The 25,852-nt window shown below is 57.7% G+C and carries 24 protein-coding genes and 1 riboswitch; of the genes, 11 read left to right on the forward strand and 13 right to left on the reverse strand.

The window, feature by feature from the left end; all coding sequences use genetic code 11:
* Window positions 1-3 precede the first annotated feature (3 nt).
* Window positions 4-318, forward strand: a complete 315-nt coding sequence (locus ABFV38_RS18620) for a putative quinol monooxygenase (protein WP_008502984.1) — start codon at window positions 4-6, stop codon at window positions 316-318.
* A 96-nt stretch (window positions 319-414) separates the two neighbouring features.
* On the opposite strand, the gene ABFV38_RS18625 is transcribed toward ABFV38_RS18620, so the two are convergent.
* Genes ABFV38_RS18625 through ABFV38_RS18645 form a run of 5 tightly spaced genes read right to left on the reverse strand, consistent with a single transcriptional unit; the run spans window position 415 to window position 5,088 of the window.
* A complete protein-coding gene (locus ABFV38_RS18625; RefSeq protein ID WP_348957764.1) occupies window positions 415-1,302 on the reverse strand; it encodes a MurR/RpiR family transcriptional regulator in 888 nt (295 codons plus the stop codon).
* On the reverse strand, window positions 1,299-2,249 hold the full coding sequence (locus ABFV38_RS18630; protein ID WP_063622595.1) for an iron-siderophore ABC transporter substrate-binding protein: 951 nt from the start codon (window positions 2,247-2,249) through the stop codon (window positions 1,299-1,301). Before ABFV38_RS18630 ends, ABFV38_RS18625 begins: the two co-directional genes overlap by 4 nt.
* A gap of 9 nt (window positions 2,250-2,258) precedes the next feature.
* Window positions 2,259-3,299: an iron ABC transporter permease gene (locus ABFV38_RS18635; protein WP_348957766.1), complete on the reverse strand. Its 1,041-nt coding sequence runs from the start codon at window positions 3,297-3,299 to the stop codon at window positions 2,259-2,261.
* Window positions 3,296-4,279, reverse strand: a complete 984-nt coding sequence (locus ABFV38_RS18640) for an iron ABC transporter permease (RefSeq protein ID WP_348957768.1) — start codon at window positions 4,277-4,279, stop codon at window positions 3,296-3,298. The genes ABFV38_RS18635 and ABFV38_RS18640 overlap by 4 nt, the downstream gene beginning before the upstream one ends.
* Window positions 4,276-5,088, reverse strand: a complete 813-nt coding sequence (locus tag ABFV38_RS18645) for an ABC transporter ATP-binding protein (protein ID WP_348957770.1) — start codon at window positions 5,086-5,088, stop codon at window positions 4,276-4,278. Before ABFV38_RS18645 ends, ABFV38_RS18640 begins: the two co-directional genes overlap by 4 nt.
* A gap of 382 nt (window positions 5,089-5,470) precedes the next feature.
* On the opposite strand from ABFV38_RS18645, the gene ABFV38_RS18650 reads away from it, so the two are divergent.
* On the forward strand, window positions 5,471-7,612 hold the full coding sequence (locus ABFV38_RS18650) for a TonB-dependent siderophore receptor (protein WP_348957771.1): 2,142 nt from the start codon (window positions 5,471-5,473) through the stop codon (window positions 7,610-7,612).
* Window positions 7,613-7,738: 126 nt separating this feature from the next.
* Here ABFV38_RS18650 and parE read toward each other — a convergent pair whose 3' ends face one another.
* Genes parE through nudF form a run of 5 tightly spaced genes read right to left on the reverse strand, consistent with a single transcriptional unit; the run spans window position 7,739 to window position 12,147 of the window.
* Entirely contained in the window at window positions 7,739-9,631 is a 1,893-nt protein-coding gene (gene parE / locus ABFV38_RS18655; protein ID WP_032650257.1) for a DNA topoisomerase IV subunit B, read from the reverse strand.
* Window positions 9,632-9,659: 28 nt separating this feature from the next.
* Window positions 9,660-10,241, reverse strand: a complete 582-nt coding sequence (yqiA, locus tag ABFV38_RS18660) for an esterase YqiA (protein ID WP_008502976.1) — start codon at window positions 10,239-10,241, stop codon at window positions 9,660-9,662.
* The gene (cpdA, locus tag ABFV38_RS18665) at window positions 10,241-11,068 is read right to left on the reverse strand and encodes a 3',5'-cyclic-AMP phosphodiesterase (protein WP_045909978.1); all 828 of its coding nucleotides are present in this window, start codon (window positions 11,066-11,068) and stop codon (window positions 10,241-10,243) included. Before cpdA ends, yqiA begins: the two co-directional genes overlap by 1 nt.
* 27 nt (window positions 11,069-11,095) lie before the next feature.
* A complete protein-coding gene (locus ABFV38_RS18670; RefSeq protein ID WP_003862516.1) occupies window positions 11,096-11,518 on the reverse strand; it encodes a DUF1249 family protein in 423 nt (140 codons plus the stop codon).
* Window positions 11,515-12,147 carry an ADP-ribose diphosphatase gene (gene nudF, locus ABFV38_RS18675; RefSeq protein WP_024906492.1) on the reverse strand — a complete coding sequence of 211 codons (633 nt, stop codon included), beginning with the start codon at window positions 12,145-12,147 and terminating at the stop codon, window positions 11,515-11,517. The genes ABFV38_RS18670 and nudF overlap by 4 nt, the downstream gene beginning before the upstream one ends.
* Window positions 12,148-12,351: 204 nt before the next feature.
* On the opposite strand from nudF, the gene tolC reads away from it, so the two are divergent.
* The 3 genes from tolC to ABFV38_RS18690 all read left to right on the forward strand — a co-directional run bounded on the left by tolC (window position 12,352) and on the right by ABFV38_RS18690 (window position 15,856).
* On the forward strand, window positions 12,352-13,830 hold the full coding sequence (gene tolC, locus ABFV38_RS18680) for an outer membrane channel protein TolC (protein ID WP_045909979.1): 1,479 nt from the start codon (window positions 12,352-12,354) through the stop codon (window positions 13,828-13,830).
* Between the two features lie 194 nt (window positions 13,831-14,024).
* Window positions 14,025-14,693, forward strand: coding sequence for a DUF1190 family protein (locus ABFV38_RS18685; protein ID WP_223580518.1), 669 nt, complete (start codon window positions 14,025-14,027; stop codon window positions 14,691-14,693).
* Between the two features lie 2 nt (window positions 14,694-14,695).
* A complete protein-coding gene (locus ABFV38_RS18690; RefSeq protein WP_262789989.1) occupies window positions 14,696-15,856 on the forward strand; it encodes a glutathionylspermidine synthase family protein in 1,161 nt (386 codons plus the stop codon).
* A 79-nt stretch (window positions 15,857-15,935) separates the two neighbouring features.
* Here ABFV38_RS18690 and ygiD read toward each other — a convergent pair whose 3' ends face one another.
* The gene (gene ygiD, locus ABFV38_RS18695; RefSeq protein WP_348957775.1) at window positions 15,936-16,724 is read right to left on the reverse strand and encodes a 4,5-DOPA dioxygenase extradiol; all 789 of its coding nucleotides are present in this window, start codon (window positions 16,722-16,724) and stop codon (window positions 15,936-15,938) included.
* A 196-nt stretch (window positions 16,725-16,920) separates the two neighbouring features.
* Between ygiD and zupT the strand changes: the two genes are divergently transcribed.
* The 5 genes from zupT to ABFV38_RS18720 all read left to right on the forward strand — a co-directional run bounded on the left by zupT (window position 16,921) and on the right by ABFV38_RS18720 (window position 22,922).
* Complete coding sequence (gene zupT, locus ABFV38_RS18700) at window positions 16,921-17,694, forward strand: zinc transporter ZupT (protein ID WP_032653443.1); 774 nt, start codon at window positions 16,921-16,923, stop codon at window positions 17,692-17,694.
* A 332-nt stretch (window positions 17,695-18,026) separates the two neighbouring features.
* Window positions 18,027-18,587 carry a fimbrial protein gene (locus ABFV38_RS18705; protein WP_045909983.1) on the forward strand — a complete coding sequence of 187 codons (561 nt, stop codon included), beginning with the start codon at window positions 18,027-18,029 and terminating at the stop codon, window positions 18,585-18,587.
* A gap of 74 nt (window positions 18,588-18,661) precedes the next feature.
* Window positions 18,662-21,109 (forward strand): fimbria/pilus outer membrane usher protein, encoded by a 2,448-nt coding sequence (locus tag ABFV38_RS18710; RefSeq protein WP_348957776.1) that lies wholly within the window; start codon window positions 18,662-18,664, stop codon window positions 21,107-21,109.
* A gap of 9 nt (window positions 21,110-21,118) precedes the next feature.
* Window positions 21,119-21,877 (forward strand): molecular chaperone, encoded by a 759-nt coding sequence (locus tag ABFV38_RS18715; RefSeq protein WP_348959434.1) that lies wholly within the window; start codon window positions 21,119-21,121, stop codon window positions 21,875-21,877.
* A complete protein-coding gene (locus tag ABFV38_RS18720; RefSeq protein ID WP_348957777.1) occupies window positions 21,861-22,922 on the forward strand; it encodes a type 1 fimbrial protein in 1,062 nt (353 codons plus the stop codon). The genes ABFV38_RS18715 and ABFV38_RS18720 overlap by 17 nt, the downstream gene beginning before the upstream one ends.
* A gap of 44 nt (window positions 22,923-22,966) precedes the next feature.
* On the opposite strand, the gene ribB is transcribed toward ABFV38_RS18720, so the two are convergent.
* A complete protein-coding gene (gene ribB, locus ABFV38_RS18725) occupies window positions 22,967-23,620 on the reverse strand; it encodes a 3,4-dihydroxy-2-butanone-4-phosphate synthase (RefSeq protein ID WP_028017147.1) in 654 nt (217 codons plus the stop codon).
* A 106-nt stretch (window positions 23,621-23,726) separates the two neighbouring features.
* A riboswitch (FMN riboswitch) is annotated at window positions 23,727-23,877 on the reverse strand.
* Window positions 23,878-23,996: 119 nt separating this feature from the next.
* On the opposite strand from ribB, the gene ubiK reads away from it, so the two are divergent.
* Window positions 23,997-24,293, forward strand: a complete 297-nt coding sequence (gene ubiK, locus ABFV38_RS18730; protein WP_014071796.1) for a ubiquinone biosynthesis accessory factor UbiK — start codon at window positions 23,997-23,999, stop codon at window positions 24,291-24,293.
* Between the two features lie 115 nt (window positions 24,294-24,408).
* Here the strand turns inward: ubiK and hldE are convergent, their stop codons facing one another.
* Window positions 24,409-25,839, reverse strand: a complete 1,431-nt coding sequence (gene hldE, locus ABFV38_RS18735; protein WP_003862540.1) for a bifunctional D-glycero-beta-D-manno-heptose-7-phosphate kinase/D-glycero-beta-D-manno-heptose 1-phosphate adenylyltransferase HldE — start codon at window positions 25,837-25,839, stop codon at window positions 24,409-24,411.
* Window positions 25,840-25,852 lie beyond the last annotated feature (13 nt).

Below are 25,852 nucleotides of genomic sequence, written 5' to 3' on the forward strand. Positions count from 1 at the left end.
AACATGCTTACCGTTATCGCAGAAATCCGTACTCGTCCAGGTCAACATCACCGCCAGGCGGTGCTGGATCAGTTCGCGAAAATTATCCCGACCGTACTGAAAGAAGAAGGCTGCCACGGCTACGCGCCGATGGTGGATGCCGCTACTGATGCCAGCTTCCAGGCAACCGCGCCGGACTCGATCATCATGGTTGAGCAGTGGGAAACCGTCGCGCATCTTGAAGCGCATCTGCAGACCGCGCACATGAAAGCGTGGAGCGACGCGGTGAAGGGCGACGTGCTGGAAACCCACATCCGCATCCTGGAGCAAGGGGTTTAAGTTCGTGGAATTTGCCGGGTGGCACTGCGTTTACCCGGCCTACAAAACCTGAACCGTAGGCCCGGTAAGCGCTAGCGCCACCGGGCTTTGTTGTTTTTAGCTGCTTTTCTTCCCCGGCTTTAACCCGCGATGGAGCTCGTTGATGCGCTTCATGGACTTGATGGTGCGCTGCGGCTCGGTAGAAGCGACGGACAAAATGATCATCTCCAGACAGAGCAGCACCGTGCCGTGGAGCGGGATTTTGCCCTTTTCGCCACCGCGCGGAACGTGGATCACCACGCTGGCCTCCTTACTGAAACGCGAATCAAGGGCGTTGGTCAGCAGGATGGTGGGAATGCCCAGACGTTTTGCTTCACGCAGGGTGGTTTGCCCCTCCCGGTGCGCAGATTTCTGCGCCATCATTATCAGCACATCGCCGCGCTGAAGCGCAATCAACTGCTCGGCAAGCCCTATCCCGGTACGGTTTAGCGGCGTGGCGGGTAACCCCATACGGCTGAACAGCCTGGCGGTGTACTCGGCCAGAATGCCCGAGGCGCCAATGCCAAATATGGCGACCTGCCTTGCCTGTGCCAGCAGTGAGACCGCCTGCGCCATCGCGAAGCGGTTGTGGGGCTCAGATAACACCTCGCAGGTGTGCTGATGTCCCTCCAGCACGAAATCAATGCTCGCGTTGACGTCGCTGGCGAGCGTGTTCACCGTGGTGGACATCTTTTCGCTGGAGGTGACCACCGGGCCAAACCACTGCTCCAGCGTCTGCTTGAGATCGCGCAGCCCGGCGAAACCCAGCGCCTGTATGGCGCGGACCACCGTGGCGTCCGAGGTTTTCACTACGGCAGCAATCTCCATGGCAGTTTGCTCCATCACCGCCTCGCGGTTGTCATGGATATAGCGTGCGACCTGCAGCAAACGCGGCGTCAGCTGATGCGCCCGCGCGCGAAAGCGCTCACCATAGACATCCACGCGCCCTTTCTCTTTGCGGATCACCGTGACGCCTCCGGCAGCGGACGCCCGGCAATCTGCGACTGCACCTGCGCGGCCATCAGCCCTAATGACGCGAACGAATTCGAGATTGCCTCTTCACGCGAGATCAGCACGTAGTGCCCGGTTCGGCAGGCAGTCAGGAACTGACACCAGCCCGGCATGACCGCCTCCATTGCCGCCAGCTCGTCCTGCGGTTTACCGCCCGTATCCCCGCGCCAGGTAGCGAAGACGAAATCGGCATCCAGCTCCGGCAGGCGCTCGGCGCTGACGTCAATCCGTCCCCCTTCCGGGATGGCCTCAATCAGTGGCGGGAATTTGAATCCGGCGTCGCGCAGAACGCGGCCCAGCGAGTGATAGCTGTGCATGGCGTTGATTTTCCCCTGATTGGCCTGAATCACCGACACGGTGATTTTGCGCGTGTCGATGGTCGCCTTCAGCGCCTTGATTTGCTCCTGATATCGCCGTTCCAGAATGTTTAGCCTTGCCTGCGTGCCCGTGAGCTGCGCCAGCTTGCGGTAGATTTCCGGCGCGCCGCCGTCGAGATGATCGATGCTCACCGTCGGGGCAATTTTCGCCAGCTGTTCCACCGGGGTGTTGCGGGTCGGCTCGGTAACGATCAGGTCAGGTTTTGCGGCGGCGATGGCTTCAATGTCGATATCCGCCGTGCCGATAAATTTGATATCGGAATTATCGAAGTCGACGCCGGTTAACATGCCGCTGGAGCGCAGAAAGTGGCTGCCGTCCGGCCGCGTGCGGCCATGGCTCGCCACCGGCGGCACGCCAAGTTCAATCAGCGGAATGGTGATATCCAGATCGTGTAAGGAAACAATCCGCTTCGGATGAACCGGCACAACCACCTTGCGTCCCAGATCGTCGGTAAATACCTGCGTCGGCTCCGCCGCGCTCACCGCGAACCCCACCAGCAACAGCATCGAAAACAGTACGCGCATCATAGTCCCCTAAAATCTGTCCCGACGCTGCCAGAGCAGCAGCAGGAAAAACGGTCCGCCAATCAATGAAATCACAATCCCCGCCGGCAGCTGCAGCGGGAGGAATGCCAGACGTCCGACGTTATCCGCCAGCAGCACCAGCAGCGCCCCCAGCACGGCGCTTCCCGTCAGGAGCGCGGTTTGCCCACCGCGCAGCAGCAGGCGCGCCATGTGCGGGGCAATCAGCCCCACGAAGCCAATGCTGCCCACGCAGGAGACGCAGGCCGCCGTCAGCACCACCGGAGCGAGAACCCGCAGCAGCGCCAGCCGGGTTGTGCGCACGCCAAGGCCCGTAGCGGCCTGATTGCCGAGCAACGCCACGTCCGCGGCCCGGGCGGTAAACAGCAGCAGCGCAAACGCGGGGGCGGCCCAGAGCGCGGCCAGGCCCACCAGCGTCCAGTTTGCCGCATGCAGGCTTCCCGCCAGCCACAGCATCGCCGTCTGCACGTCACGCACGTCGGCGGTGGTCATAAAGACGCCCATCGCCGCGGCAAACGCCCACGACACGCCGATGCCGATCAGGATGAACCGCGAGCGCGAGATATCGCGCGCCAGGACGATCACCAGCAGCGCGGTGAGCAGCCCACCGGCCATGCCGACCAGCGGACGCCAGGCCAGGCTCAGCGCCGGGAACTGAAAAATCAGCAGCAGTACCGCCGCGCTACAGCCCTCCTTCACGCCGATAAGCCCCGGGTCAGCCAGACCGTTGCGGGTGATGGACTGCATCGCCGCCCCCGCCATGCCGAGCATCGCGCCGCACAGCACCGCCATCAGCAGGCGCGGCAGGCGGATATCCATCACGACGTAGCGCGTCTCCGCCGTCAGACTTTCAGGCGAAAACAGCGCGCGCCCGATGGCGGAGGTTGGAATGGGCAGAGAACCGTGCGTCAGGCCAAAGCCCAGCAGGCTTAGCGCCGCCAGCGCGAAAAGCGACAGGTACGCCAGCGCTTTCGGGCGAATCAGCGCCGACAGGTGGCCAACGCGGATCGCGCGGAGTCCGGCCCGGTTCATTTGAACATCCTCGACGCCATAAAGATGAACACGGGCGCGCCGACCAGGGCCGTCATGATGCCGGTTGCCAGCTCCCAGGGGGTAAACAGCGTGCGGGCAGCGATATCCGCCAGCATCAACACCAGAGCGCCGCACAGGGCCGACAGCGGCACCATCACGCGCAAATCGACCGACACCAGACGGCGGATGAGCTGCGGCACCACAAGGCCGATAAAGCCAATCGGTCCGGCGAGGGAGACGGCCGCGCCGCAGAGCAGCGCGATGGCCAGCAGGGCAAGGAGGCGGGTTTTCAGCAGCGACACGCCAAGCCCCTGCGCCATTCTGTCGCCCAGCGCCAGCATGTTGAGCGAGGGCGACAGCCCGATAGCAAGAATAAAACCGGCTGCTGCAGCCCACAGGGCACTCTGGAGCATCTGCGCGTTGACCCCGGCGATATCACCTGCCAGCCAGGTGCGCAGAGAGAGCAGCGTCTGTTCATCCAGGATTAACACCGCGGCGGTAATCGACGAGGCAAACGCCGACATCGCCACGCCGCACAGGGTGACCTTCATCGGCGTGAGCCCGGTGCGACCGGACGAGGAGAACATCAGCACCAGCAGAAACAGCGCGGCGGCACCGGCGGCGGCAATCAGCGGGCGACCAAACGGCAGCGAAAGCCCAAGCGCGCTGGCGATCACCACCGCCAGCGCTGCCCCGGCGTTGAGCCCCAGAATATGCGGCTCGCCGAGCGGGTTGCGGATCACGGACTGCAGCAGCACGCCCGCCACGCCGAGCGCGGCGCCTGTCACCATTGCGGCGCAGAGGCGCAGCAGTCGCAGTCTGATGATGATGTTATGGTCGAAATTGCGCGGATCGAAGTGAACGAATGCCTCGACTACCGTCCGGGGAGGGATAAACCGCGCCCCGATACCGAGATGCACAATCGCGCCCAGCGCCAGCAGTAATGTAAAAATCAGGAAGGCGAGAGAAGCGCGCATCATGGCTGTTCAAGACTCTGGCGAAACGGCATAAAGAACGGTTTGCCGGTCAAGGGGTTGATGGACATATGCACGTCCACATCAAACACCGCTTTGATCAGTTCCGGCGTACAGGCGTCGCCTTCATGTAACACCCCCTCGACTTTTCCCTGGCGTAAAAAGACCAGTGAATCACCGTAGTTCACGGCAAAGTTGAGATCGTGCAGCACCACCACGACGGTACGCCCGTGCTCACGCGTCAGCGTATGCAGAAGCTCGAGGATCTCCACCTGATAGCGAAGATCGAGGTACGTCGTCGGCTCGTCAAGCAGGATATACGGCGTTTGCTGCGCCAGCGCCATGGCGATCCAGCAGCGCTGACGCTGGCCGCCGGATAAGCTTTCCACCGGCATATGGGCAAACTCTGCCGTGCCGGTCAGCCGCAGGGCCTCTTCCACCGCCCGCTCGTCCTCGTCGCTCCACTGACGCATAACGTTTTGCCAGGGAAAGCGTCCGCGCGAGACCAGATCAAAAACGGTTAACCCTTCCGGCAGCAGCGGCGACTGCGGGAGAATGCCAAGCTGACGGGCGACCGCTTTGGTGGGCTGCTCATGAATGGCTTTACCGTCCAGCAGCGCGGTTCCCCCAAGCGGCTGCAGCAGCCGCGCGATAGTGCTCAACAGCGTGGATTTTCCACAGCCGTTCGCCCCGACCAGCACCGTCATTTTCTGCTGAGGGATCGCAAGGGAGATATCATCAACGATGATTTTTTTCTGATAGCCCGCAGAGAGGTTCTCCAGAACCAGACCCGGTTTGTGTGTGTTGTGAGCCACGTGAACGCCAACGTAATGAAAAACCAACAAATAAAAATAAAACTCATTCTCTTTTGAGAGTTTGACGCCGCGCCATGTAGTAGTCAAGCGAAGAAACACCCTGAAAAAACCAGGGGTAAACCAGAGAAAAAATGAGTCCATCAAGGCTTTTAAAAACATTTATTTCAATGAGTTAGCTATCAACCCGCTGCGCTTACGTACGCGGTTAACTGCTGTAGTCGATTTTTTCTTTTTTTCATTTACTACTACATTCCTGCATGATTGAATGATTCTCAATTACATGTCCGATGCCACTTCCGGCTAACGGACAGACCGTAAAGGGCAATGACTCACACAGTTTGCCGCGAACACATTCGCGGGATATTTCGGGATAACAGATGTAATGGCTACGTTCACACCTTCACTCTCAGGGATAAAAGGGCGCGCGCTCTTTTCACTGCTGTTTATGGCGCCGCTGGTGCAGGCAGCAGACACCACCGCGGCTAAAGACGGCGAAACGCTTACCGTCATCGCCGATCCAAATACTTCGGCGGAAGCCACCAACGGCTACCAGCCGCTGAATACCTCCACCGCAACGCTGACCAACATGCCGATGCTGGATATCCCGCAGGTGGTCAATACCGTCAGCGATAACGTGCTGGAGGATCAGCACGCCACCACGCTGGATGAGGCGCTCTATAACGTCAGCAACGTGGTCCAGACCAATACCCTGGGCGGTACGCAGGATGCCTTTGTGCGCCGCGGGTTTGGCGCGAACCGCGACGGGTCAATCATGACCAACGGCCTGCGCACCGTTCTGCCGCGCAGCTTTAACGCCGCCACCGAGCGCGTGGAGGTGCTGAAAGGCCCGGCCTCAACGCTGTATGGCATTCTCGATCCGGGCGGCCTGATTAACGTCGTCACCAAACGCCCTGAGAAGACCTTCGGCGGTTCCCTTTCCGCCACCTCTTCCAGCTTTGGCGGCGGCACCGGACAGGTCGATGTGACCGGCCCGATCGACGGCACGCGCCTGGCGTATCGCCTCACGGGTGAGTATCAGGACGAAGATTACTGGCGTAATTTTGGCAACGAACGCAGCACCTTTATCGCCCCGTCGCTCACCTGGTTCGGCGACGATGCCACCGTGACCGTGCTCTATTCACATCGCGATTATAAGACGCCGTTCGATCGCGGTACGATCTTCGATCTCAACACCAAAAAGGCCGTTGATGTCGATCGCAAAACCCGCTTTGACGAACCGTTTAACATCACCGACGGGCAGTCCGACCTCGCTCAGCTCAACGCGGAATATAGCCTCAACAGCCAGTGGACCGCGAAGTTCGACTACAGCTACAGCCAGGACAAATACAGCGATAACCAGGCCCGCGTCATGGCCTACGATGCAAAAACCGGCAACCTGACCCGCCGTGTGGATGCGACCCAGGGCTCGACCCAACGCATGCACAGCACCCGCGCGGATCTGCAGGGGAATGTGGATATTGCGGGCTTTTACAATGAGATCCTGACTGGCGTGTCGTATGAGAATTACGATCTGTTGCGCACGGACATGATGCGCTGTAAAAACGTCAAGGATTTCAATATCTATCACCCGACGTATGGCAATCTCGGCAAATGCACCACCGTGTCGGCGTCCGACAGCGACCAGACGCTCAAGCAGGAAAGCTACTCTGCGTACGCGCAGGATGCCCTGTACCTGACCGATAAGTGGATCGCCGTCGCCGGGATGCGCTATCAGTATTACACCCAGTACGCGGGCAAAGGTCGTCCGTTCAACGTCAACACCGACAGCCGCGACGAACAGTGGACGCCGAAGCTGGGGCTGGTCTATAAGCTCACGCCAGCGGTCTCGCTGTTTGCCAACTACTCGCAGACGTTTATGCCGCAGTCGTCCATTGCAAGTTACATTGGCGACCTGCCGCCGGAAACGTCGAATGCTTACGAAGTGGGTGCAAAGTTCGACCTGTTCGACGGGGTTACCGCCAATATCGCGCTGTTTGATATTCACAAACGCAACGTGCTGTACAACGAAAGCGTGGGGGGTGAAACCATCGCCAAAACGGCGGGCCGCGTGCGCTCCCAGGGCGTGGAGGTGGATCTTGCCGGATCGCTGACCGAGAACACCAATATCATCGCCAGCTACGGATATACCGACGCGAAGGTGCTGGAAGACCCGGACTATGCGGGCAAACCGCTGCCGAACGTGCCGCGCCATACCGGCTCCCTGTTCCTGACCTACGACATTCATAATGCGTTTGCCGGGAATACCCTGACGCTGGGCGGCGGCGGGCACGGCGTGAGCCGCCGTTCCGCAACCAACGGTGCGGATTACTATCTGCCGGGCTATTTTGTGGCGGATGCATTTGCGGCGTATAAGATGAAGCTGCAGTATCCGGTGACGCTGCAGGTGAACGTGAAGAACCTGTTTGATAAGACCTACTACACCTCATCTATCGCCACCAACAATCTGGGTAACCAGATTGGCGACCCGCGCGAAGTGCAGTTTACGGTGAAGATGGAGTTTTGATGTCAGTGCGGGGTGTTCCCCTCACCCTAACCCTCTCCCCAAAGGGGCGAGGGGATCGATCGTAGGCCCGGTAAGCGCAGCGCCACCGGGCAAAAAAAAGCCCTGCATCGCAGGGCTTTTTCAGCATCAGGCCTCAATATCCGCCATATCGCCTTTCTCCTGCAGCCAGTTACGACGGTCTTCCGAACGTTTCTTGGCAAGGAGCATATCCATCATAGCGTTGGTCTGCTGTTCGTCTTCGTCGCTGATCGTCAGCTGCACCAGACGGCGCGTGTTCGGATCCAGCGTCGTTTCGCGCAGCTGCATCGGGTTCATCTCGCCCAGCCCTTTAAAGCGCTGCACGTTAGGTTTACCCTTCTTACGCTTCAGCTGTTCCAGCACGCCCGCTTTCTCTTCTTCCGTCAGCGCGTAGTACACCTCTTTGCCGAGGTCGATACGGTACAGCGGCGGCAGCGCCACGTGGACGTGACCGTTTTTCACCAGCGTGCGGAAGTGCTTCACAAACAGCGCGCACAGCAGCGTGGCGATGTGCAGACCATCGGAGTCCGCATCCGCGAGGATACAGATCTTGCCGTAGCGCAGCTGGCTCAGATCGTCGCTGTCCGGATCGATGCCGATCGCGACCGAGATATCGTGGACTTCCTGCGAGGCCAGCACTTCATCAGACGAGACCTCCCAGGTGTTCAGGATCTTACCCTTGAGCGGCATGATCGCCTGATATTCACGATCGCGCGCCTGCTTGGCCGACCCGCCCGCCGAGTCCCCTTCCACGAGGAACAGTTCGGTACGGTTGAGATCCTGCGCGGTACAGTCTGCCAGCTTGCCCGGCAACGCAGGGCCGCTGGTCAGCTTTTTACGCACCACTTTCTTCGCGGCACGCAGACGACGCTGGGCGCTGGAAATCGCCATTTCAGCCAGCATTTCTGCCGCCTGAACGTTCTGGTTCAGCCACAGGGTAAACGCATCTTTCACCACGCCGGAAACGAACGCCGCGCACTGGCGTGACGACAGGCGTTCTTTGGTCTGACCGGCAAACTGCGGATCCTGCATCTTCACGGAGAGTACATAAGCGCAGCGGTCCCAGATATCTTCCGCCGACAGCTTCACACCGCGCGGCAGGATATTGCGGTATTCGCAGAATTCGCGCATCGCATCCAGCAGTCCCTGACGCAGGCCGTTGACGTGGGTACCGCCGAGCATGGTGGGGATCAGGTTAACGTAGCTTTCGGTCAGCAGCTCGCCGCCTTCCGGCAGCCACAGCAGCGCCCAGTCCACCGCTTCGGTGTCGCCGGTGAAATTGCCGACGAACGGTTTTTCCGGCAGCGTCGGCAGGCCGTTTACCGCTTCGCACAGATAGTCATTAAGGCCATCTTCGTAGCGCCAGGTCTGCTCGGTGTTGTTGACGTTATCCTTAAAGGTAATTTCCACGCCCGGGCACAGCACCGCTTTGGCTTTCAGCAGGTGCGTCAGGCGGGAAACGGAAAAGCGCGGGCTGTCGAAGAAACTTTCGTCAGGCCAGAAGTGAACGCTGGTGCCGGTGTTGCGTTTGCCGCACGTCCCGACAACCTGCAGATCCTGCACCTTCTCGCCGTTTTCAAACGCGATGTTGTACACCTGACCATCGCGACGGACGTTCACTTCCACGCGTTTGGACAGGGCGTTGACGACGGAAATCCCCACGCCGTGCAGGCCGCCGGAGAACTGGTAGTTTTTGTTGGAGAACTTACCGCCCGCATGCAGACGACAGAGGATCAGCTCAACGGCCGGGACGCCCTCTTCCGGGTGGATATCCACCGGCATGCCGCGCCCGTCGTCAATGACTTCCAGCGACTGATCGGCGTGCAGGATGACGTCAACGCGTTTGGCATGGCCCGCCAGCGCTTCGTCCACACTGTTATCAATAACTTCCTGGCCCAGATGGTTTGGGCGCGTCGTATCGGTGTACATCCCCGGGCGGCGGCGAACCGGCTCAAGCCCGGTGAGGACCTCAATGGCATCAGCGTTATAGGTTTGCGTCATGATTTAAACTAGCAATTCGCATTGATTGTCAGTGGCTGTGCAGTCCAAGAAAATCGACAATCTGGGTGAAATGATTCTCAAAGCCCGTGAAAGCATGGTTTCCGCCCTCTTCTATAGTCTGGCGGCAGGAGGCGTAATACGCCACTGCCTGGCGGTAATCCAGCACTTCATCTCCCGTCTGCTGCAGCAGCCAGATGAGATCCGGCGCCTCGAGCGGGTCGACCTGCATAACTTTGAGATCGTAAATATGGCGTGACTCTAGCACATATTGCTGGCCGGTGTAGGGGTTCTCGTTTTCGCCAAGAAAGTCCCGCAGCAGCTCAAATGGCCGTACCGCCGGATTAACCACCACGGCGGGCAGCATAAAGCATTGCGAGAGCCAGGTGGCGTAATACCCGCCCAGCGATGAACCGACCACACCGAAGGTTTCGCCGCCGTGCGCAAGCACAATGGATTCCAGCATCTCCGCGGCTTCTGCCGGGTAAGGCGGCAGCTGAGGGATAATCATCTCAACGTCGGGGTGATGCTCGCTCAGCCACTGGCGAAACTGTGTCGCTTTTGCGGAGCGCGGCGAGCTGTTGAATCCGTGCAGATAAAGGAGCGTAGACATCAATAGCCTTCTGAAGCGGTGTCCGGGCGGAATTGTGCGCCGGTCAAACGGCAGACTTCCGTGGTCAGCGTGCCGTCGGCATGCAGTTCCAGCCAGCGCCAGCCTGGCGCGATGGTATCCAGCGTAAAGTTGGCGCAGTGCGGCTTAAACTGAACGCAGGTCGACGGTGTCGCCAGCATGCGGCGCCCGTTCCAGTCGAGATCCTGCTCCTGGTGAATATGCCCGCACAGCAGATTTTTCACCCGCGGGAACTTCGCCAGCACGCGATCCAGCGCCGCGGAGTTGCGCAGACTGTGCTGATCGAGCCAGCTGCAGCCCGCCGGCAGAGGATGATGATGAAGCAACAGCAGCGTGTGACGTTCAGGTTCAGCAGCCAGTTTGGTCTCCAGCCAGTCGAGCTGAAACTCGCTTAACTCACCGTGCGGGACGCCAAACACCTGGCTGTCCAACAGTAGGATCTGCCACTGGTCACCCGCAAAAACACATTTCGCCGGAGAAATCCCCGCATCCTGAAGAGAACTGTACATGGCGGGCTGGAAATCGTGGTTGCCTGGCAGCCAGACGCAGGGCACGCTAAAGCTCGCGATGCCTTCAGCAAAATGCTGGTAGGCCGCGGAAGATTGATCCTGCGCCAGATCGCCCGTTGCGACAATCAGATCGCATGCACGGTTTTCAGCGTGAATGGCGCTCAGTACCGCCTGATAACTCTCCCAGGTGTTCACCCCCAGCAGCGTTTCATGCTTTTCGGCAAAAAGGTGGGTATCGGTGATTTGTAATATCCTGACTGGTGCCCCACCAGCAACAGTCAGGTTCAACAGGCTTTCCAAATGGTGTCCTTAGGTAGGTTTATGACGCTAACAAACCGGAATCGCCATTGCTCCATGTGCTAAACAATATCTTAGCCAGTCGGCTAAAAACTGGTTAATTTGATGCTTTTCGTCGCGTTGATGCAACTTTTTATTCGGGTAATCATACCGCGCCTTGAAGCGAAAGATCTGCTGGCTTGAACACACTTCAGCGACCATCGCGTCGTGATAGAGGCGTACCGTCATCGACGGCAGGCTCCAGTAGCTAATGCTGGGAGCCGTTTGCTCAATTTCCACCAGCGTAGTGTAGCGCGTTGATTCTGTTATCGTTAATCGATACTGCGCATTGCTCACCTGATAGCTTACCGTTTCGCCGGGTGCGTCGTTTCTCGGCAGCAGGCGGCGCAATTGTGCGAAATTGGTTTCGCACAGGCGCATCATTTCTGGGAAGTCAGGCGTATAGCGCTTCATTTTTTCCACTCGTTTCGTAATGTCTGATAATGCAGCTGCAGCCATTGCAGGGCGATGACAGACGCTGCGTTGTCGATTTTCCCCTCTTCTACCCACTGGTAAGCCTGTTCCCGGCTTACCACATGAACCCGAATATCTTCGTTTTCATCAGCCAGACCGTGAATGCCTTCTGCGGTCGTGGCGTCCACTTCGCCCACCATTATGGATAAGCGTTCGCTGGTGCCTCCCGGGCTTGCCAGATAGCTCAGCACCGGTTTGGTACGGCCGACCACCAGCCCCGCCTCTTCCAGCGCCTCGCGCCGGGCGACGTCCTCAACCGACTCGCCTTCTTCGATCATCCCGGCCACCATCTCCAGCAGCCACGGGCTCTCACTGACGTCATAAGCGGCGATGCGGATCTGCTCCACCAGCACAACTTCGTCACGCACTGGGTCAAAGGGTAGCAAGACTGCCGCATGCCCGCGCTCAAAAATTTCGCGTCTGATTTCGCCGCTCATTTCCCCGTTAAACAGGCGATGCCTGAAACGGTAAAGATCCATTGAAAAAAAACCGCTATAAAGCGTTTCTCGTGCAATAATTTCTACATCGTTTTTGGCGAAAGTCACGGGCAACTTATCTGGTTTTTGCATGAGTCGAGTCCTGGTAGCAATGGTGATGAAATTGTGAATTTCAAGGCTGTTTGGCTGCCGTTTGTAAGGCTATATGGTAGATTGGTGCAAATTACCGCCAGATGGCACGTAACGCCAACCTTTTGGTGTGGATGATTCTGTTAGAATCGGCAATTATTTTTTAATTAGATCAGCGCTAATACTGCTTCACAACAAGGAATGCAAATGAAGAAATTGCTCCCCATCCTTATCGGCCTGAGCCTGACGGGCTTCAGTGCAATGAGCCAGGCGGAAAACCTGTTACAGGTCTACCAGCAGGCACGTCTGGGCAACCCTGATTTACGTAAATCAGCGGCCGATCGTGATGCTGCGTTTGAAAAGATTAACGAAGCGCGTAGCCCCTTGCTGCCACAGTTAGGGTTAGGTGCAGATTATACCTACAGCAACGGTTTCCGCGACGCTAACGGCGTAAACTCCAATGCTACCAGCGCCTCACTGCAATTAACACAGACGCTGTTTGATATGTCCAAATGGCGTGCCCTGACCCTGCAGGAAAAAAGCGCAGGCATCCAGGATGTGACCTATCAGACCGACCAGCAAACGCTGATCCTGAACACAGCCACGGCGTACTTCAACGTGCTGAGCGCCATTGACGCGCTCTCCTACACCGAAGCGCAGAAACAGGCCATTTACCGCCAGTTAGATCAAACCACCCAGCGCTTCAACGTGGGTCTGGTGGCGATCACCGACGTGCAGAACGCCCGTTCACAGTACGACACCGTGCTGGCCAACGAAGTGACCGCGCGTAACAACCTCGACAACGCGCTGGAATCCCTGCGTCAGGTTACCGGGAATTACTATCCTGAGCTGGCCTCCCTGAACGTCGACAGCTTCAAAACGGATAAGCCGCAGGCCGTTAACGCCCTGCTGAAAGAGGCGGAAAACCGCAACCTGACGTTGCTGCAGGCGCGTCTGAGCCAGGACCTGGCCCGCGAGCAAATTCGTCAGGCGCAGGACGGCCATCTGCCAACCCTGAGCCTGAGCGCCTCTACCGGCATCTCTGACACCACCTACAGCGGCTCTAAAACCAACTCTGCCCAGTATGACGACAGCAATATGGGTCAGAATAAGGTGGGCCTGAGCTTCTCCCTGCCGCTGTATCAGGGCGGTCAGGTCAACTCCCAGGTGAAACAGGCGCAGTACAACTTTGTTGGCGCGAGCGAGCAGCTGGAAAGCGCCCACCGCAACGTGGTGCAGACCGTACGTTCATCCTTCAACAACGTGAACGCCTCAATCAGCAGCATCAACGCCTATAAACAGGCCGTTGTGTCTGCACAAAGCTCCCTGGACGCGATGGAAGCCGGTTACTCCGTCGGTACCCGTACTATCGTTGACGTGCTCGACGCGACCACCACGCTGTACAACGCGAAACAGCAGCTCTCCAGCGCGCGTTATCAGTATCTGATTAACCAGCTGAACATTAAGCAGGCTCTGGGTACGCTGAACGAGCAAGACCTGCAGATGCTGAACAGCGCACTGGGCAAGCCGGTCTCCACCTCTCCTGACAGCGTTGCGCCGGAGAACCCGGAGCAGGTTGCCGCGGTTGATAACTTCAACGCTAACGGCACGACCCCTGCTGCACAGCCTGCTGCCGCGCGCACTACCGCGCCTGCCAGCAAGAGCAATAATCCGTTCCGTAACTAAGCATTGCCCGATGGCGCTTCGCTTATCGGGCCTACTGAATCGTAGGCCGGGTAAGCGCAGCGCCACCCGGCGCAAAATCACATCCGAACGTAAGCCAACGTAAAGATCCCCCTGATTCCGCCCCTCTTCGCTTCATTTTCAACCACTCATCCTCTATCCTGAGCGTTATTACCACTGGGTCCTGGAAGACAAATATGAAACGGACAAAAACGATCAATCACGCGTCGTTCCGCAAGAGCTGGAACGCACGTCACCTCACCCCTGTTGCGCTGGCGGTTACCGCTGTCTTTATGCTGGCAGGCTGTGAAAAAAACGATGAAACGGTTTCGCTGTATCAAAACGCGGACGACTGCTCTGCCGCCACCGGTAAAGCGGCCGAATGTAAAACGGCCTACACCAGCGCGCTGAAAGAAGCGGAACGCACCGCGCCGAAATATGCCTCACGCGAAGACTGCGTAGCGGAGTTTGGTGAAGGTCAATGCCAGCAGGCACCGGCTCAGGCCAGCACTGCGCCAGAAAATCAGGCGCAGGCGCAGTCCAGCGGCAGCTTCTGGATGCCGCTGATGGCCGGTTACATGATGGGTCGTCTGATGGGCGGCGGTGCAGGCTACCAGCAGCAGCCGCTGTTTAGCTCGAAAAACCCGGCCAGCCCGGCTTACGGTCAATATACCGATGCCAGCGGCAAAGGCTACGGCGCAGCCACCCCTGGCCGCACCGTGACGGTACCGAAAACGGCGATGGCGCCGAAGCCTGCGACCACCAGCACCATCACCCGCGGCGGGTTCGGTGAGTCTGTGGCGAAACAGACCAGCATGCAGCGCAGCGCGACAGGCACCTCTTCTACTCGCTCAATGGGCGGCTGATCATGGAACGAGTCAGTATTACCGAGCGTCCGGACTGGCGCGAAAAAGCCACCGAGTACGGCTTTAACTTCCACACCATGTACGGCGAGCCGTACTGGTGTGAAGACGCTTACTACAAGCTCACGCTGGCCCAGGTTGAGAAGCTGGAAGAGGTAACGGCCGAGCTGCACCAGATGTGCCTCAAGGTGGTGGAAAAGGTCATCGACAGCGACGAGCTGATGGCCAAGTTCCGCATTCCAAAGCACACCTGGAGCTTTGTCCGCCAGTCGTGGAAAACGAATCAACCTTCGCTTTACTCTCGCCTGGATCTGGCGTGGGACGGCAAAGGCGAGCCTAAGCTGCTGGAAAACAACGCCGATACCCCAACGTCCCTGTACGAGGCGGCGTTCTTCCAGTGGATCTGGCTGGAAGACCAGGCCAATGCTGGCAACCTGCCGGAAGGCAGCGACCAGTTCAACAGCCTGCAGGAGAAGCTGATCGAGCGCTTCGCCGAGCTACGCGAGCAGTTTGGCTTTAACCTGCTGCATCTCGCCTGCTGCCGCGACACGGAAGAAGACCGTGGCACGGTTCAGTATCTGCAGGATTGCGCCGCCGAAGCGGAGGTGGCGACCGAGTTCCTCTATATCGAGGATATCGGCCTGGGTGAAAAAGGTCAGTTCACGGACATGCAGGATCAGGTGATCAGCAACCTGTTCAAGCTCTACCCGTGGGAATACATGCTGCGCGAGATGTTCTCCACCAAGCTGGAAGACGCGGGCGTACGCTGGCTGGAACCGGCCTGGAAAAGCATTATCTCCAACAAGGCCCTGCTGCCGATGCTGTGGGAGATGTTCCCGAATCACCCGAACCTGCTGCCTGCGTACTTTGCGGAAGATAATTACCCGCAGATGGAGAAATACGTCGTTAAGCCGATTTTCTCCCGCGAAGGCGCGAACGTGTCGATTATCGAAAACGGTAAAACGCTGGAAGCGGTTGAAGGGCCGTACGGCGAAGAAGGGATGATCGTCCAGGCGTTCTATCAACTGCCGAAGTTTGGCGACAGCTATACGCTGATTGGCAGCTGGCTGATCAACGATCTGCCAGCCGGAATTGGCATTCGCGAAGATCGCGCGCTGATCACGCAGGATCTGTCACGGTTCTATCCGCATATTTTTGTGGAGTAAGATCTGCCGGGTGGCGGCTTCGCCTGACCCGGCCTACGGTTTTGTAGGCCCGGTAAGCGTAGCGCCACCGGGCATGTTTTCACCCCACCTGCACCGACAGCATACTCAGGCTTCCCATCTCAATCCCGTCGACCGGGATCGTAACCGGCTCCTGACCGTCCCACGCGCCAAGCACGTACAGCAGCGGCAGGAAATGCTCCGGCGTCGGGTTAGAGAGCGAACCGCCCTCATGATCCAGATAGTTAACCAGCGGATGTGCCTCAGCCGGACCTTGCCAGGTCAGGTTCGCTTTAACGTAGTCGTTAAACGCGGTCGCCCACGGGTAAGGCGTATTCTCACCGTGCCAGCGCGCCGTACGCAGGTTGTGCACCACGTTGCCGCTTGCCACCAGCATGATGCCTTCATCACGAAGCGTTGCCAGCTTACGGCCCATCTCCAGATGCCAGGCAACCGGTTTGGTGCTGTCGATGCTCAGCTGCACCATCGGGATATCCGCATCAGGATACATTTTAATCAACACGCCCCACGAGCCGTGGTCAAAACCCCAGGCTTCTTTATCCAGCCCAACCGGAACAGGCGCCAGCAGTTCCACCAGTCTTTGTGCCAGCTCAGGCGAGCCGGGGGCCGGATAGTGCGTGTCATACAGCGCCTGCGGGAAGCCGCCAAAATCATGAATGGTCTTTGGCGCCTCCATGGCGGTCACGCCCGTGCCGCGGGTGAACCAGTGCGCGGATACCACCACAATCGCTTTTGGACGCGGCAGCGTCTCGCCCAGGCTACGCCATGCGCGGGTATAGACGTTGTCTTCCAGAACGTTCATTGGGCTGCCGTGGCCTAAAAACAGGGCTGGCATACGGGAAGAAGTCATGATGATATCCTTACAGAAAGTGTCAATTTAATGGTGCTACATTACGCGCAATCCGGCAAAGATGAACGCAGATAAGCGTGAAGATCATCATCAGGAAATTTGAATGTAAGGAATGTGTAAAGCCGGGGCTGGCCCCTCGCTTTGCCAGAAATGAATCATTTATATTAATGAGAATCATTATCATAAGGAGCAATGCATGTCAGTCCCTCTGATCCTGACCATACTGGCGGGCGCCGCGACGTTCATCGGCGCGATCCTCGGCGTGCTTGGTCAAAAGCCATCAAACCGCGTGCTGGCCTTCTCGCTGGGCTTTGCTGCCGGGATCATGCTGCTCATCTCCCTGATGGAGATGCTCCCTGCGGCGCTGGGCACGGAAGGCATGTCTCCGCTGCTGGGCTACGGCATGTTTGTCGTTGGCCTGCTGGGATACTTCGCGCTCGACCGCATGTTGCCCCACGCGCACCCTCAGGACTTAATGCAAAAAAACGTAACGCCCGCGCCGCGCAACATTAAGCGCACCGCCATTTTGCTGACGCTCGGCATAAGCCTGCACAACTTTCCGGAAGGCGTGGCGACGTATGTCACCGCCAGCAGCAACCTGGAAATGGGCCTCGGCATCGCCCTGGCGGTGGCGTTGCACAATATTCCTGAAGGACTCGCGGTGGCCGGTCCGGTCTATGCCGCTACGGGCTCAAAGCGCACGGCAATCTTCTGGGCCGGGATCTCCGGCATGGCGGAAATTCTCGGCGGCGTGCTGGCCTGGCTCATCCTCGGTAGCCTGGTTTCGCCGGTCGTCATGGCTGCCATTATGGCCGCGGTTGCGGGGATTATGGTTGCGCTGTCGGTAGACGAGCTGATGCCGCTGGCGAAAGAGATCGATCCAAACAACAACCCAAGCTATGGCGTCCTGTGCGGGATGTCGGTGATGGGGCTAAGTCTGGTCTTACTTCAGGCCGCAGGCATTGGCTGACGTGATAGGAGTATTCTGAATACCGGGGCGTATATTATTAGTTAAAAGAATGAACTTTTACGTAATATACGCCTTAACGCCTTTATTATAAAAAAATCAAGTTTTTTATTGAACATTCTTGTCTGGAATAACATTAAACAGTTTATCCGGCATTCTAATTTACACTTCTTGAAATTCATCCACTTACAATAAGCCGTATTTATATTTTAATTATATCTACAATGATTTTTAAGCGTGATTAATCGCATTGCCCCGCCGAAGATCGATATACTTTCCTGGCAATATTCTGATTAATATTCAGGATATGAATTCAACTGAAAAAGGATATTTTCATGTTTACAGGAAAAAAAGCGCTTTTAGCCGTGGCAATGGCCACGCTTATTTCTGGCTCGGCATTGGCTGCAGAACAAGGCTCAGGCAAGATCAAATTCAAAGGGGTAGTGATTGACGCGCCGTGCAGCATTGCTCCTGATAGCGTTGATAAAGAAGTCGATCTGGGTGAAATTACGACTGCTGTTATTAATGCCAATAAAAAATCGTCTCCCGTTGCGGTAGATATCAACCTGGAAAACTGCCAGCTGGACGATCCAGGCGATGAAACCGATACCCCAATCACCAAAGTTGACGTCACGTTCACCAGCTCCGCTACGGATACAACGGATACCAGCCTGATGACCAACACGTATGCCAGCGGCGCGCAGAACGTGGGCGTCCGCCTGCTGGATAATGCGGAAGCGAACATCACCCTGGGTAGCGCCAGTGAAGTTACCCTGCTGGCAGGCTCCGCCACCCAGACGCTGCACTTTAAGGCGCAGATGGAAGTACTGAGCGGCAAAACGGCAACGCCGGGTCAGGTTGAAGCCACCGCAAACTATGTGCTGGCATATAAATAATTCGAATTTACCTCGTTATCTACCGACTGGCTCGTTATGCCAGTCGGCATTTTATATTTACCTTGAGCAACAGGATGATGAAACATAAATCAACATGCATAGTCATCATTACCGCCCTGTTAATGACGAAAGTCGCCTCTGGTACCGAATTTAATATTAATGCCATCGATAAAGATCAGCGCAACAGCGTCGATTTAACACAGTTTAAAGATCGCGCCTCCGTCGTCCCCGGTCGTTATTTTGTTACGGTTTCAATTAATGACACCCCCTTAACAAACGGCTGGCAGTTAACGTGGAAAAAAGTGAATGATGCAGTTCAGGTCTGTATTCCCGCCGAACTGGCCGACACGTTCGGCCTGCAGGATAAAATACGGGAATCGCTCACTGAAAAAGAGGGCTGTATAGACTTCGCCCCGCTGCCGGACATTCATTTTACCTTTGAACAAGCAAGCCAGACGCTAAACGTGTCCATTCCCCAGGCGTGGCTGCAGTACCGTTCTGCCGACTGGATGCCCCCGTCAACCTGGGATAACGGCGTGGCGGGCGTCCTGCTGGACTACAATCTTTTTGCCAGCCACTACCAGCCCAACAGTGGCAGCAGTTCAGATAATGCCAACACTTACGGCACGGCGGGCGCGAACGTCGGCGCCTGGCGGCTGCGCAGCGATTATCAATACAACCAGACGCACGCGGACGGCGGTTCAGAGCATAACGGGCGCTTCTCGCGCGTTTATATGTTCCGCCCCCTCCCCACCATGGGCGCAAAGCTGACGCTCGGGGAGACGGATTTCCAGTCGTCGATTTTCGATGCCTTCACCTACACCGGCGCGTCGCTTATCAGCGATGAGCGCATGCTGCCGTGGTCTCTGCGCGGCTATGCGCCACAAATCTCCGGCATTGCCCAAACCAACGCGACGGTCACCGTAAGCCTCGCCGACAGGGTCATCTATCAAACAAAAGTCCCGCCGGGCCCGTTCATCATTCAGGATCTCAACCAGTCGGTGCAGGGCACGCTCGACGTGAAGGTGACGGAAGAAGATGGCCGGGTGAGTACGTTCCAGGTCTCCGCCGAATCCGTTCCCTTCCTGACGCGTCAGGGCCAGGTTCGCTACAAGCTGGCGGCAGGCAAGCCGCGAAAGGACGCATCGCATGACGTTGAGGACAGTACCTTCATGAGCGGCGAGTTTTCCTGGGGCATGCTGTCGCAAACCTCGCTCTATGGCGGAACGCTGGCCGATGGTGACCACTACCGCGCCCTGGCCGCCGGGCTGGGACAAAACATGGCGTATCTGGGCGCGCTCTCGTTTGATATCACCCGGGCCACCAGCCAGCTGCCGGGCGCGGATCCGCAGACGGGCTACAGCTACCGTTTTAACTACAGTAAACGGTTCGACACCACCGGTAGCCAGCTTACGCTGGCGAGCTACCGCTACTCGGACCGTCAGTTCCTGAGCTATGCGCGCTATCTGGATAACGACAACAGCGACAGCCAGACGGAAAAACAGACCCTGAGCGTCACCGCCAGTCAATACCTATCGGCCCTCTCGCTAAACCTTTATCTGAGCATGCTGCGCCAAACCTGGTGGGACGACTCGCCTTCCACGACCGGCAGCGTCACCGCAGGCTATAACTTCGACCTTGGCCGCTGGAAAAACCTTGGCCTGACCCTGTCGCTGAGCAGAACCCATTACGAAGAAGATGATGAAGAGGACGATAACCAGTTTTATCTCTCGCTGAGCGTGCCGCTCGATCCTGACCATCGCCTGAACTACGACCTGCGCAACGGCGACAGCCTGAGCCAGAGCGTCTCCTGGTACGATACCTCTGACCGGAACAATACCTGGGGCGTCTCTGCTGGCACCGAGAGCGAAAAAGCCGATGCAGGCGCACAGGTTAGCGGAAACTATCAGCACTATTCTTCGCTGGGGGATCTCAACGTCTCGGGCAGCTATAAGGCGAATGAGTACAACTCAATGAGCGCCAGCTGGAACGGATCGTTTACCGGGACGGCGAAAGGGTTTGCCCTGCACCGTCGCAGCTACGGCAATGAGCCACGCGTCATGGTCAGCACTGACGGCGTGGGCCATATCCCGCTGAACGTATCGCATGACGAAACCAACGCGTCGGGTATTGGCGTTCTGCCGTCGTTTTCCAGCTATACCCCGGCCAGCGTGCGGGTCAACATGAACAATTTGCCTGACGGCGTTGACGTCGATACGCGGGTGGTCACCTCCACCTGGACAGAAGGCGCCATCGGCTATCGTCAAATCGCGACCCGAGCCGGTAACGATATTGCCGGCATTTTGCGAACGCCTTCCGGGACACCGCCGCTCGGCGCCCTGGTCCGCCTGCAGGATAACGGCCTGCAGGTCGGCATGGTCGCCGAGGAGGGCCGCGTCTGGCTGGGCGCCGTCCAGCCTGAGCAACAGTTCCTGGTCACGTGGGGAGACAACCAACAGTGTCGCTTCTCGTTACCTTCTCACCTTGAAAACAGTATGCAGCTCATGCTGCCTTGCCAGTAAGAAACCATGATGAAACTCACCCCACTCAAGGCCCTGAGCCTGATGTTGCTCGGCACCGCACTGAACGCGCATGCCGCCATTAACCTGGACCGCACGCGGATCGTTTTTCCCGAAGGGGACAAGGCAAGCAGCCTGAAAGTCGATAACCAGAGCAAAACCTTACCCTACCTGGCGCTTTCCTGGATTGAAGACGAAAACGGGCGCAAAGAGGACAGCCACTTCATGGCGCTGCCGCCCATTCAGCGTATTGAAGCGGGCGCGTCATCGCAGGTCAGAATTGTGAAGCAGGCGGCGGTTGGGCAGTTGCCGAAGGACAGAGAGTCGCTGTTTTACTACAACCTGCGCGAAGTTCCGCCAAAAAGCGGCGCCAGCGAGGCGCGCAGCGTTATGCAGGTGGCCATGCAGAGCCGCATTAAGCTGTTCTGGCGGCCAAAAGCCATCACCAAAAAGCCGGGTGATCAAAGCGAAATGCGCATGGAAATTACCGCCACCACAACGGGGCTCAGAGTGCATAACCCCACGCCCTATTACATCACCCTCGCGTGGCTGAGTAAAAATGCGAAAACCCAGCTTCCGGGCTTCGACAGCCTGATGATTGCTCCGTTTGCCACGGCGTCCACCTCTACCGGCGACTACCACGGGAGCTACTACAGCGTGGGTTACATTGATGATTACGGCGCGCTGAAAAAAGTGGACGTTACCTGTGCGGGTAAGGCGCCATGCCAGCTCAGCGAGCGGAAGGGTCAAAACAATGCGCAAGCTCGTTAATTGTCTGTTTTTGCTGCTGTTCGCCCTTCTTCCCGTCAGAGAGGCGCTGGCGCTTGACTGCTATCTCGGCGTTTCCGGCGGGCCCGTCGAGGAGACAAAAACGATCTCCCCTTTTGCCATTCCCAGCAACGCGCAGGTGGGGGAAAAGATATGGGAATCTGACGATATCAAAGTCCCTGTGACCTGCGACCATAACACCACCAGTAATTTTGAAAAAGAGGACATCTACGCCTGGGTTAACCCCTACCCGTCGGCATCCGATCCCTACTACGAGCTCGGCGTAACCTATGAAGGGATTGACTACGATGCGACGGGGCAACCCAACGGGGTTGATACCTCCCAGTGCCTTGATAACAAACAGATCACTATCTATACCCCCGCCCAAATCCAGCAAATGGGCTGGGAGAACCGCATCTGTTCCGGCAATGCGAACGACATTCACACCTCACGCACGTTCATCGTGCGCTTTCGTCTGTACGTCAGAATCAAGGTCATGCCGCCGCACGGCTACGTCAGCACGCTCGGGGACTATATCGTGGTGCAGTTCGACGGCAAGGGCGGCGTCAACCAGATGTCCGACGCGAAAAACCTGAAGTATCATATTAATGGCCTGAACAATATCACCGTGCTGGACTGCGGGGCGACCTTCAGCATCTATCCGGAAAATCAGGAGATTGATTTTGGTACGTTCAGCGCTCGCGACATAATGAATCAGGGAAAGCGAACGCGCACGTTCTCGGTCAGAACGACCAAGATACAGGACGCCGAGTGTTCCGATGGGTTTAAAATGGATTCGTCGTTCTATACGAACGAGACGCTGAGCGAAGAAGATACCGCCCTGCTCATCGGTAACGGCCTGAAATTACGCATCCTGAACGGAACGCAGCCCTACACCTTTAACCGATACGATGAGTATGCCGATTTTACCGGCAGTACGTTGCAGTACGAACAGACCTATACCGCTGAGCTGACGCCGGTGCCGGGAAAAGCGATCCAGTCCGGACCGTTTGAAACCGTGGTGCTGTTCAAAATTAACTACCACTAAACGTAAAAAAGCCGGGTTTCCCCGGCTTTTTCACATCAGCAGTTTCAGCTGGCTTTGCGCTCGTGCGCCTGGCGGTACTCGACCAGATCTTCAATCGTGACCACCGGCATGTTGTGCAGACGCGCAAAGGTGATGCACTCCGGCGCGCGCGCCATGGTGCCGTCATCGTTGGTCAGTTCACACAGCACGCCCGCAGGTTTGAAGCCCGCCAGCGTCACCAGATCGATGGTCGCTTCGGTGTGGCCGCCACGGGTCAGGACGCCGCCCGCCTGCGCGCGCAGTGGGAAGACGTGGCCTGGACGATGCAGATCGGAGGGCTTCGCATCATCAGCAATGGCGGCACGTACGGTGGTCAGACGGTCAGCCGCAGACACACCAGTGGTCACGCCATGCGCCGCTTCAATGGTCACGGTAAATCCGGTACCAAAGGCGCTGGTGTTGTTTTCGACCATCATCGGCAGCTCGAGCTGCTTACGACGATCTTCGGTAATACACAGGCATACGATGCCGCTGCCGTGACGGATGGTCAGCGCCATCTGTTCAACGGTCATGTTTTCGGCGGCGAAAATCATGTCGCCTTCGTTTTCACGGTTTTCATCGTCAAGCACCATCACACCGCGGCCTTCGCGCAGTGCATCCAGTGCATGTTCAACACGTTGAGTTGAAGTGCCAAAAGAGGAAAGTAGCGTCTGATTCATGGTAAAAAAACCTCATTAACATTATGGTTACCAGAATCAGGGCAGTCTTAGGAGCGCCGTATAAGCGGCAAAAAGATAACGTGAGCGGGCCCATGCCCGACTGGATCGTTACTCTCTCCCATCCGGACTCTAACCGTCGGCCCCGGAATTACACCGGATCTGCTGACCTTTGAGAATTCACCCAAAGCGCTCGCGGGCTTTCAGCGTTAAGCTGATTTACCGCCGGTGGGGAATTTCGCCCCGCCCTGAGAATAAGCGAGATAACTATAACGCTATTGATTATCCTGGGCAATGCATAAGCATCAAACAATTTTGTTTACCCCGGGCATGACGCGCTACAATGGACACTGACACCTTTCCATCAAGGGAAACGACAATGATTGACCCGAAGAAAATTGAGCAAATTGCGCGTCAGGTTCATGAATCCATGCCGAAAGGCATTCGTGAATTTGGTGATGACGTTGAGAAGAAAATCCGCCAGACGCTGCAGGCGCAGTTGGTTCGCCTTGATCTAGTCAGCCGCGAAGAGTTTGACGTGCAGACACAGGTTCTGCTGCGCACCCGCGAGAAGCTGGCACTGCTGGAACAGCGTCTGACCGAGCTGGAAAACCGCAATGCGCCGGAAGAAGTGAAGCCGGCACCGGCTATTCCACCGGTGGACGACCAGGAGTAAGTGCGGCCTGTTGTGCCCGGTGGCGGCTACGCCTTACCGGGCCTACATGAACGCGTAGGTCGGGTAAGGCGCAGCCGCCACCCGACATAAAAAAACGGGCCAACAGGCCCGTTTTTTACTGACTGTCTTTCTGGATCTTCTTGATGATGTTGGTGGTGGAACACCCGTCCTCAAAGTTGAGCACCATCACCTCGCCGCCGTTGGCCCAGACCTCTTCGCTGCCTGCGATTTGCTCCGGCTTGTAATCCCCGCCTTTCACCAGCAGGTCCGGCAGAATACCGGCAATCAGGCGCTGCGGCGTGTCTTCTTCAAACGACACCACCCAGTCCACGGCTTCCAGCGCGCCGAGCACGATCATACGCTGCTCCAGCGGGTTCACCGGACGGGTTTCCCCCTTCAGACGTTTGGTCGACGCATCGCTGTTCACTGCCACAATCAGACGATCGCCCAGCTTGCGCGCATTCGCCAGATAAGAGACATGGCCCGCGTGCAGAATGTCGAACACACCGTTGGTCATTACCACTTTCTCACCGCGCTTGCGCGCGGCGGCGACGGCCACTTTAAGCTCGTCTTCGGTCATCACACCGAAACCGGTGTCAGCACGGCCGCGCACCGCGTTTTCCAGCTCGATTGGGGACACGGTTGAGGTACCGAGTTTACCGACGACCACACCCGCCGCGGCGTTAGCGAAGTAGCACGCCTCTTCCAGGGAGTTACCCGCGGCCAGCGTCGCCGCCAGCACGCCGATCACCGTATCACCGGCACCGGTCACGTCGTACACTTCCTGCGCCTGGGTTGGCATATGCAGCGGCGCCTTGCCCGGCTGCAGCAGCGTCATCCCCTGCTCGGAGCGGGTCACCAGCAGCGCAGAGAGCTCGAAGTCAGCAATGATCTTCATGCCACGCTCAACCAGCTCTTCCTCGGTTTTGCATTTGCCCGCCACCGCTTCAAACTCGGAGAGGTTTGGCGTCAGCAGGGTTGCGCCGCGATAGCGCTCAAAGTCGGTGCCTTTCGGGTCGATCAGCACCGGTACGCTGGCCTTACGCGCCAGCTGGATCATCGTCTGCACGCTGGCCAGCGCGCCTTTCGCGTAGTCGGACAGCACCAGCGCGCCGATATTGCCCAACGCCTGGTTAATGCGCTCGTGCAGCGGCTCGGGATCAACGCCTTCGAACCCTTCTTCAAAGTCGAGGCGGATCAGCTGCTGGTTGCGTGACAGCACGCGCAGCTTGGTGATGGTTGGGTGGGTCGGAACAGAAACGAAGTCGCACTTCACGTTCACGTCCGCCAGCGACTTGCTCAGCGCGCGCGCCGCATCGTCGATACCGGTCAGGCCAACCAGACGCGAGTGCGCGCCCAGAGAGGCTATGTTCATCGCCACGTTTGCCGCGCCGCCGGGACGCTCTTCAATGGTGTCGACCTTAACCACCGGTACCGGTGCTTCCGGAGAGATGCGGCTGGTCGGTCCATACCAGTAGCGATCCAGCATCACATCCCCAACAACCATTACTCCAGCACGTTCAAACTCTGGCAGTGTTACTTTCATTCCTGACTCCAGA

Source organism: Enterobacter cloacae complex sp. Mu1197, from assembly GCF_040059225.1.
Lineage (GTDB): Bacteria > Pseudomonadota > Gammaproteobacteria > Enterobacterales > Enterobacteriaceae > Enterobacter > Enterobacter quasiroggenkampii.

What these genes read in the sequence shown, in the direction of transcription:
- ABFV38_RS18710 (WP_348957776.1), top strand. Translation starts at nt 18,662, where the DNA reads ATGATGAAACATAAATCAACATGCATAGTCATCATTACCGCCCTGTTA.
- ABFV38_RS18620 (WP_008502984.1), top strand. Translation starts at nt 4, where the DNA reads ATGCTTACCGTTATCGCAGAAATCCGTACTCGTCCAGGTCAACATCAC.
- parE (WP_032650257.1), bottom strand. Translation starts at nt 9,631, where the DNA reads ATGACGCAAACCTATAACGCTGATGCCATTGAGGTCCTCACCGGGCTT.
- ABFV38_RS18685 (WP_223580518.1), top strand. Translation starts at nt 14,025, where the DNA reads ATGAAACGGACAAAAACGATCAATCACGCGTCGTTCCGCAAGAGCTGG.
- ABFV38_RS18715 (WP_348959434.1), top strand. Translation starts at nt 21,119, where the DNA reads ATGAAACTCACCCCACTCAAGGCCCTGAGCCTGATGTTGCTCGGCACC.
- ribB (WP_028017147.1), bottom strand. Translation starts at nt 23,620, where the DNA reads ATGAATCAGACGCTACTTTCCTCTTTTGGCACTTCAACTCAACGTGTT.
- tolC (WP_045909979.1), top strand. Translation starts at nt 12,352, where the DNA reads ATGAAGAAATTGCTCCCCATCCTTATCGGCCTGAGCCTGACGGGCTTC.
- zupT (WP_032653443.1), top strand. Translation starts at nt 16,921, where the DNA reads ATGTCAGTCCCTCTGATCCTGACCATACTGGCGGGCGCCGCGACGTTC.
- yqiA (WP_008502976.1), bottom strand. Translation starts at nt 10,241, where the DNA reads ATGTCTACGCTCCTTTATCTGCACGGATTCAACAGCTCGCCGCGCTCC.
- ABFV38_RS18690 (WP_262789989.1), top strand. Translation starts at nt 14,696, where the DNA reads ATGGAACGAGTCAGTATTACCGAGCGTCCGGACTGGCGCGAAAAAGCC.
- ABFV38_RS18650 (WP_348957771.1), top strand. Translation starts at nt 5,471, where the DNA reads ATGGCTACGTTCACACCTTCACTCTCAGGGATAAAAGGGCGCGCGCTC.
- ubiK (WP_014071796.1), top strand. Translation starts at nt 23,997, where the DNA reads ATGATTGACCCGAAGAAAATTGAGCAAATTGCGCGTCAGGTTCATGAA.
- ABFV38_RS18670 (WP_003862516.1), bottom strand. Translation starts at nt 11,518, where the DNA reads ATGAAGCGCTATACGCCTGACTTCCCAGAAATGATGCGCCTGTGCGAA.
- ABFV38_RS18635 (WP_348957766.1), bottom strand. Translation starts at nt 3,299, where the DNA reads ATGAACCGGGCCGGACTCCGCGCGATCCGCGTTGGCCACCTGTCGGCG.
- hldE (WP_003862540.1), bottom strand. Translation starts at nt 25,839, where the DNA reads ATGAAAGTAACACTGCCAGAGTTTGAACGTGCTGGAGTAATGGTTGTT.
- ABFV38_RS18720 (WP_348957777.1), top strand. Translation starts at nt 21,861, where the DNA reads ATGCGCAAGCTCGTTAATTGTCTGTTTTTGCTGCTGTTCGCCCTTCTT.
- ABFV38_RS18640 (WP_348957768.1), bottom strand. Translation starts at nt 4,279, where the DNA reads ATGATGCGCGCTTCTCTCGCCTTCCTGATTTTTACATTACTGCTGGCG.
- ABFV38_RS18705 (WP_045909983.1), top strand. Translation starts at nt 18,027, where the DNA reads ATGTTTACAGGAAAAAAAGCGCTTTTAGCCGTGGCAATGGCCACGCTT.
- ABFV38_RS18630 (WP_063622595.1), bottom strand. Translation starts at nt 2,249, where the DNA reads ATGCGCGTACTGTTTTCGATGCTGTTGCTGGTGGGGTTCGCGGTGAGC.
- nudF (WP_024906492.1), bottom strand. Translation starts at nt 12,147, where the DNA reads ATGCAAAAACCAGATAAGTTGCCCGTGACTTTCGCCAAAAACGATGTA.
- ygiD (WP_348957775.1), bottom strand. Translation starts at nt 16,724, where the DNA reads ATGACTTCTTCCCGTATGCCAGCCCTGTTTTTAGGCCACGGCAGCCCA.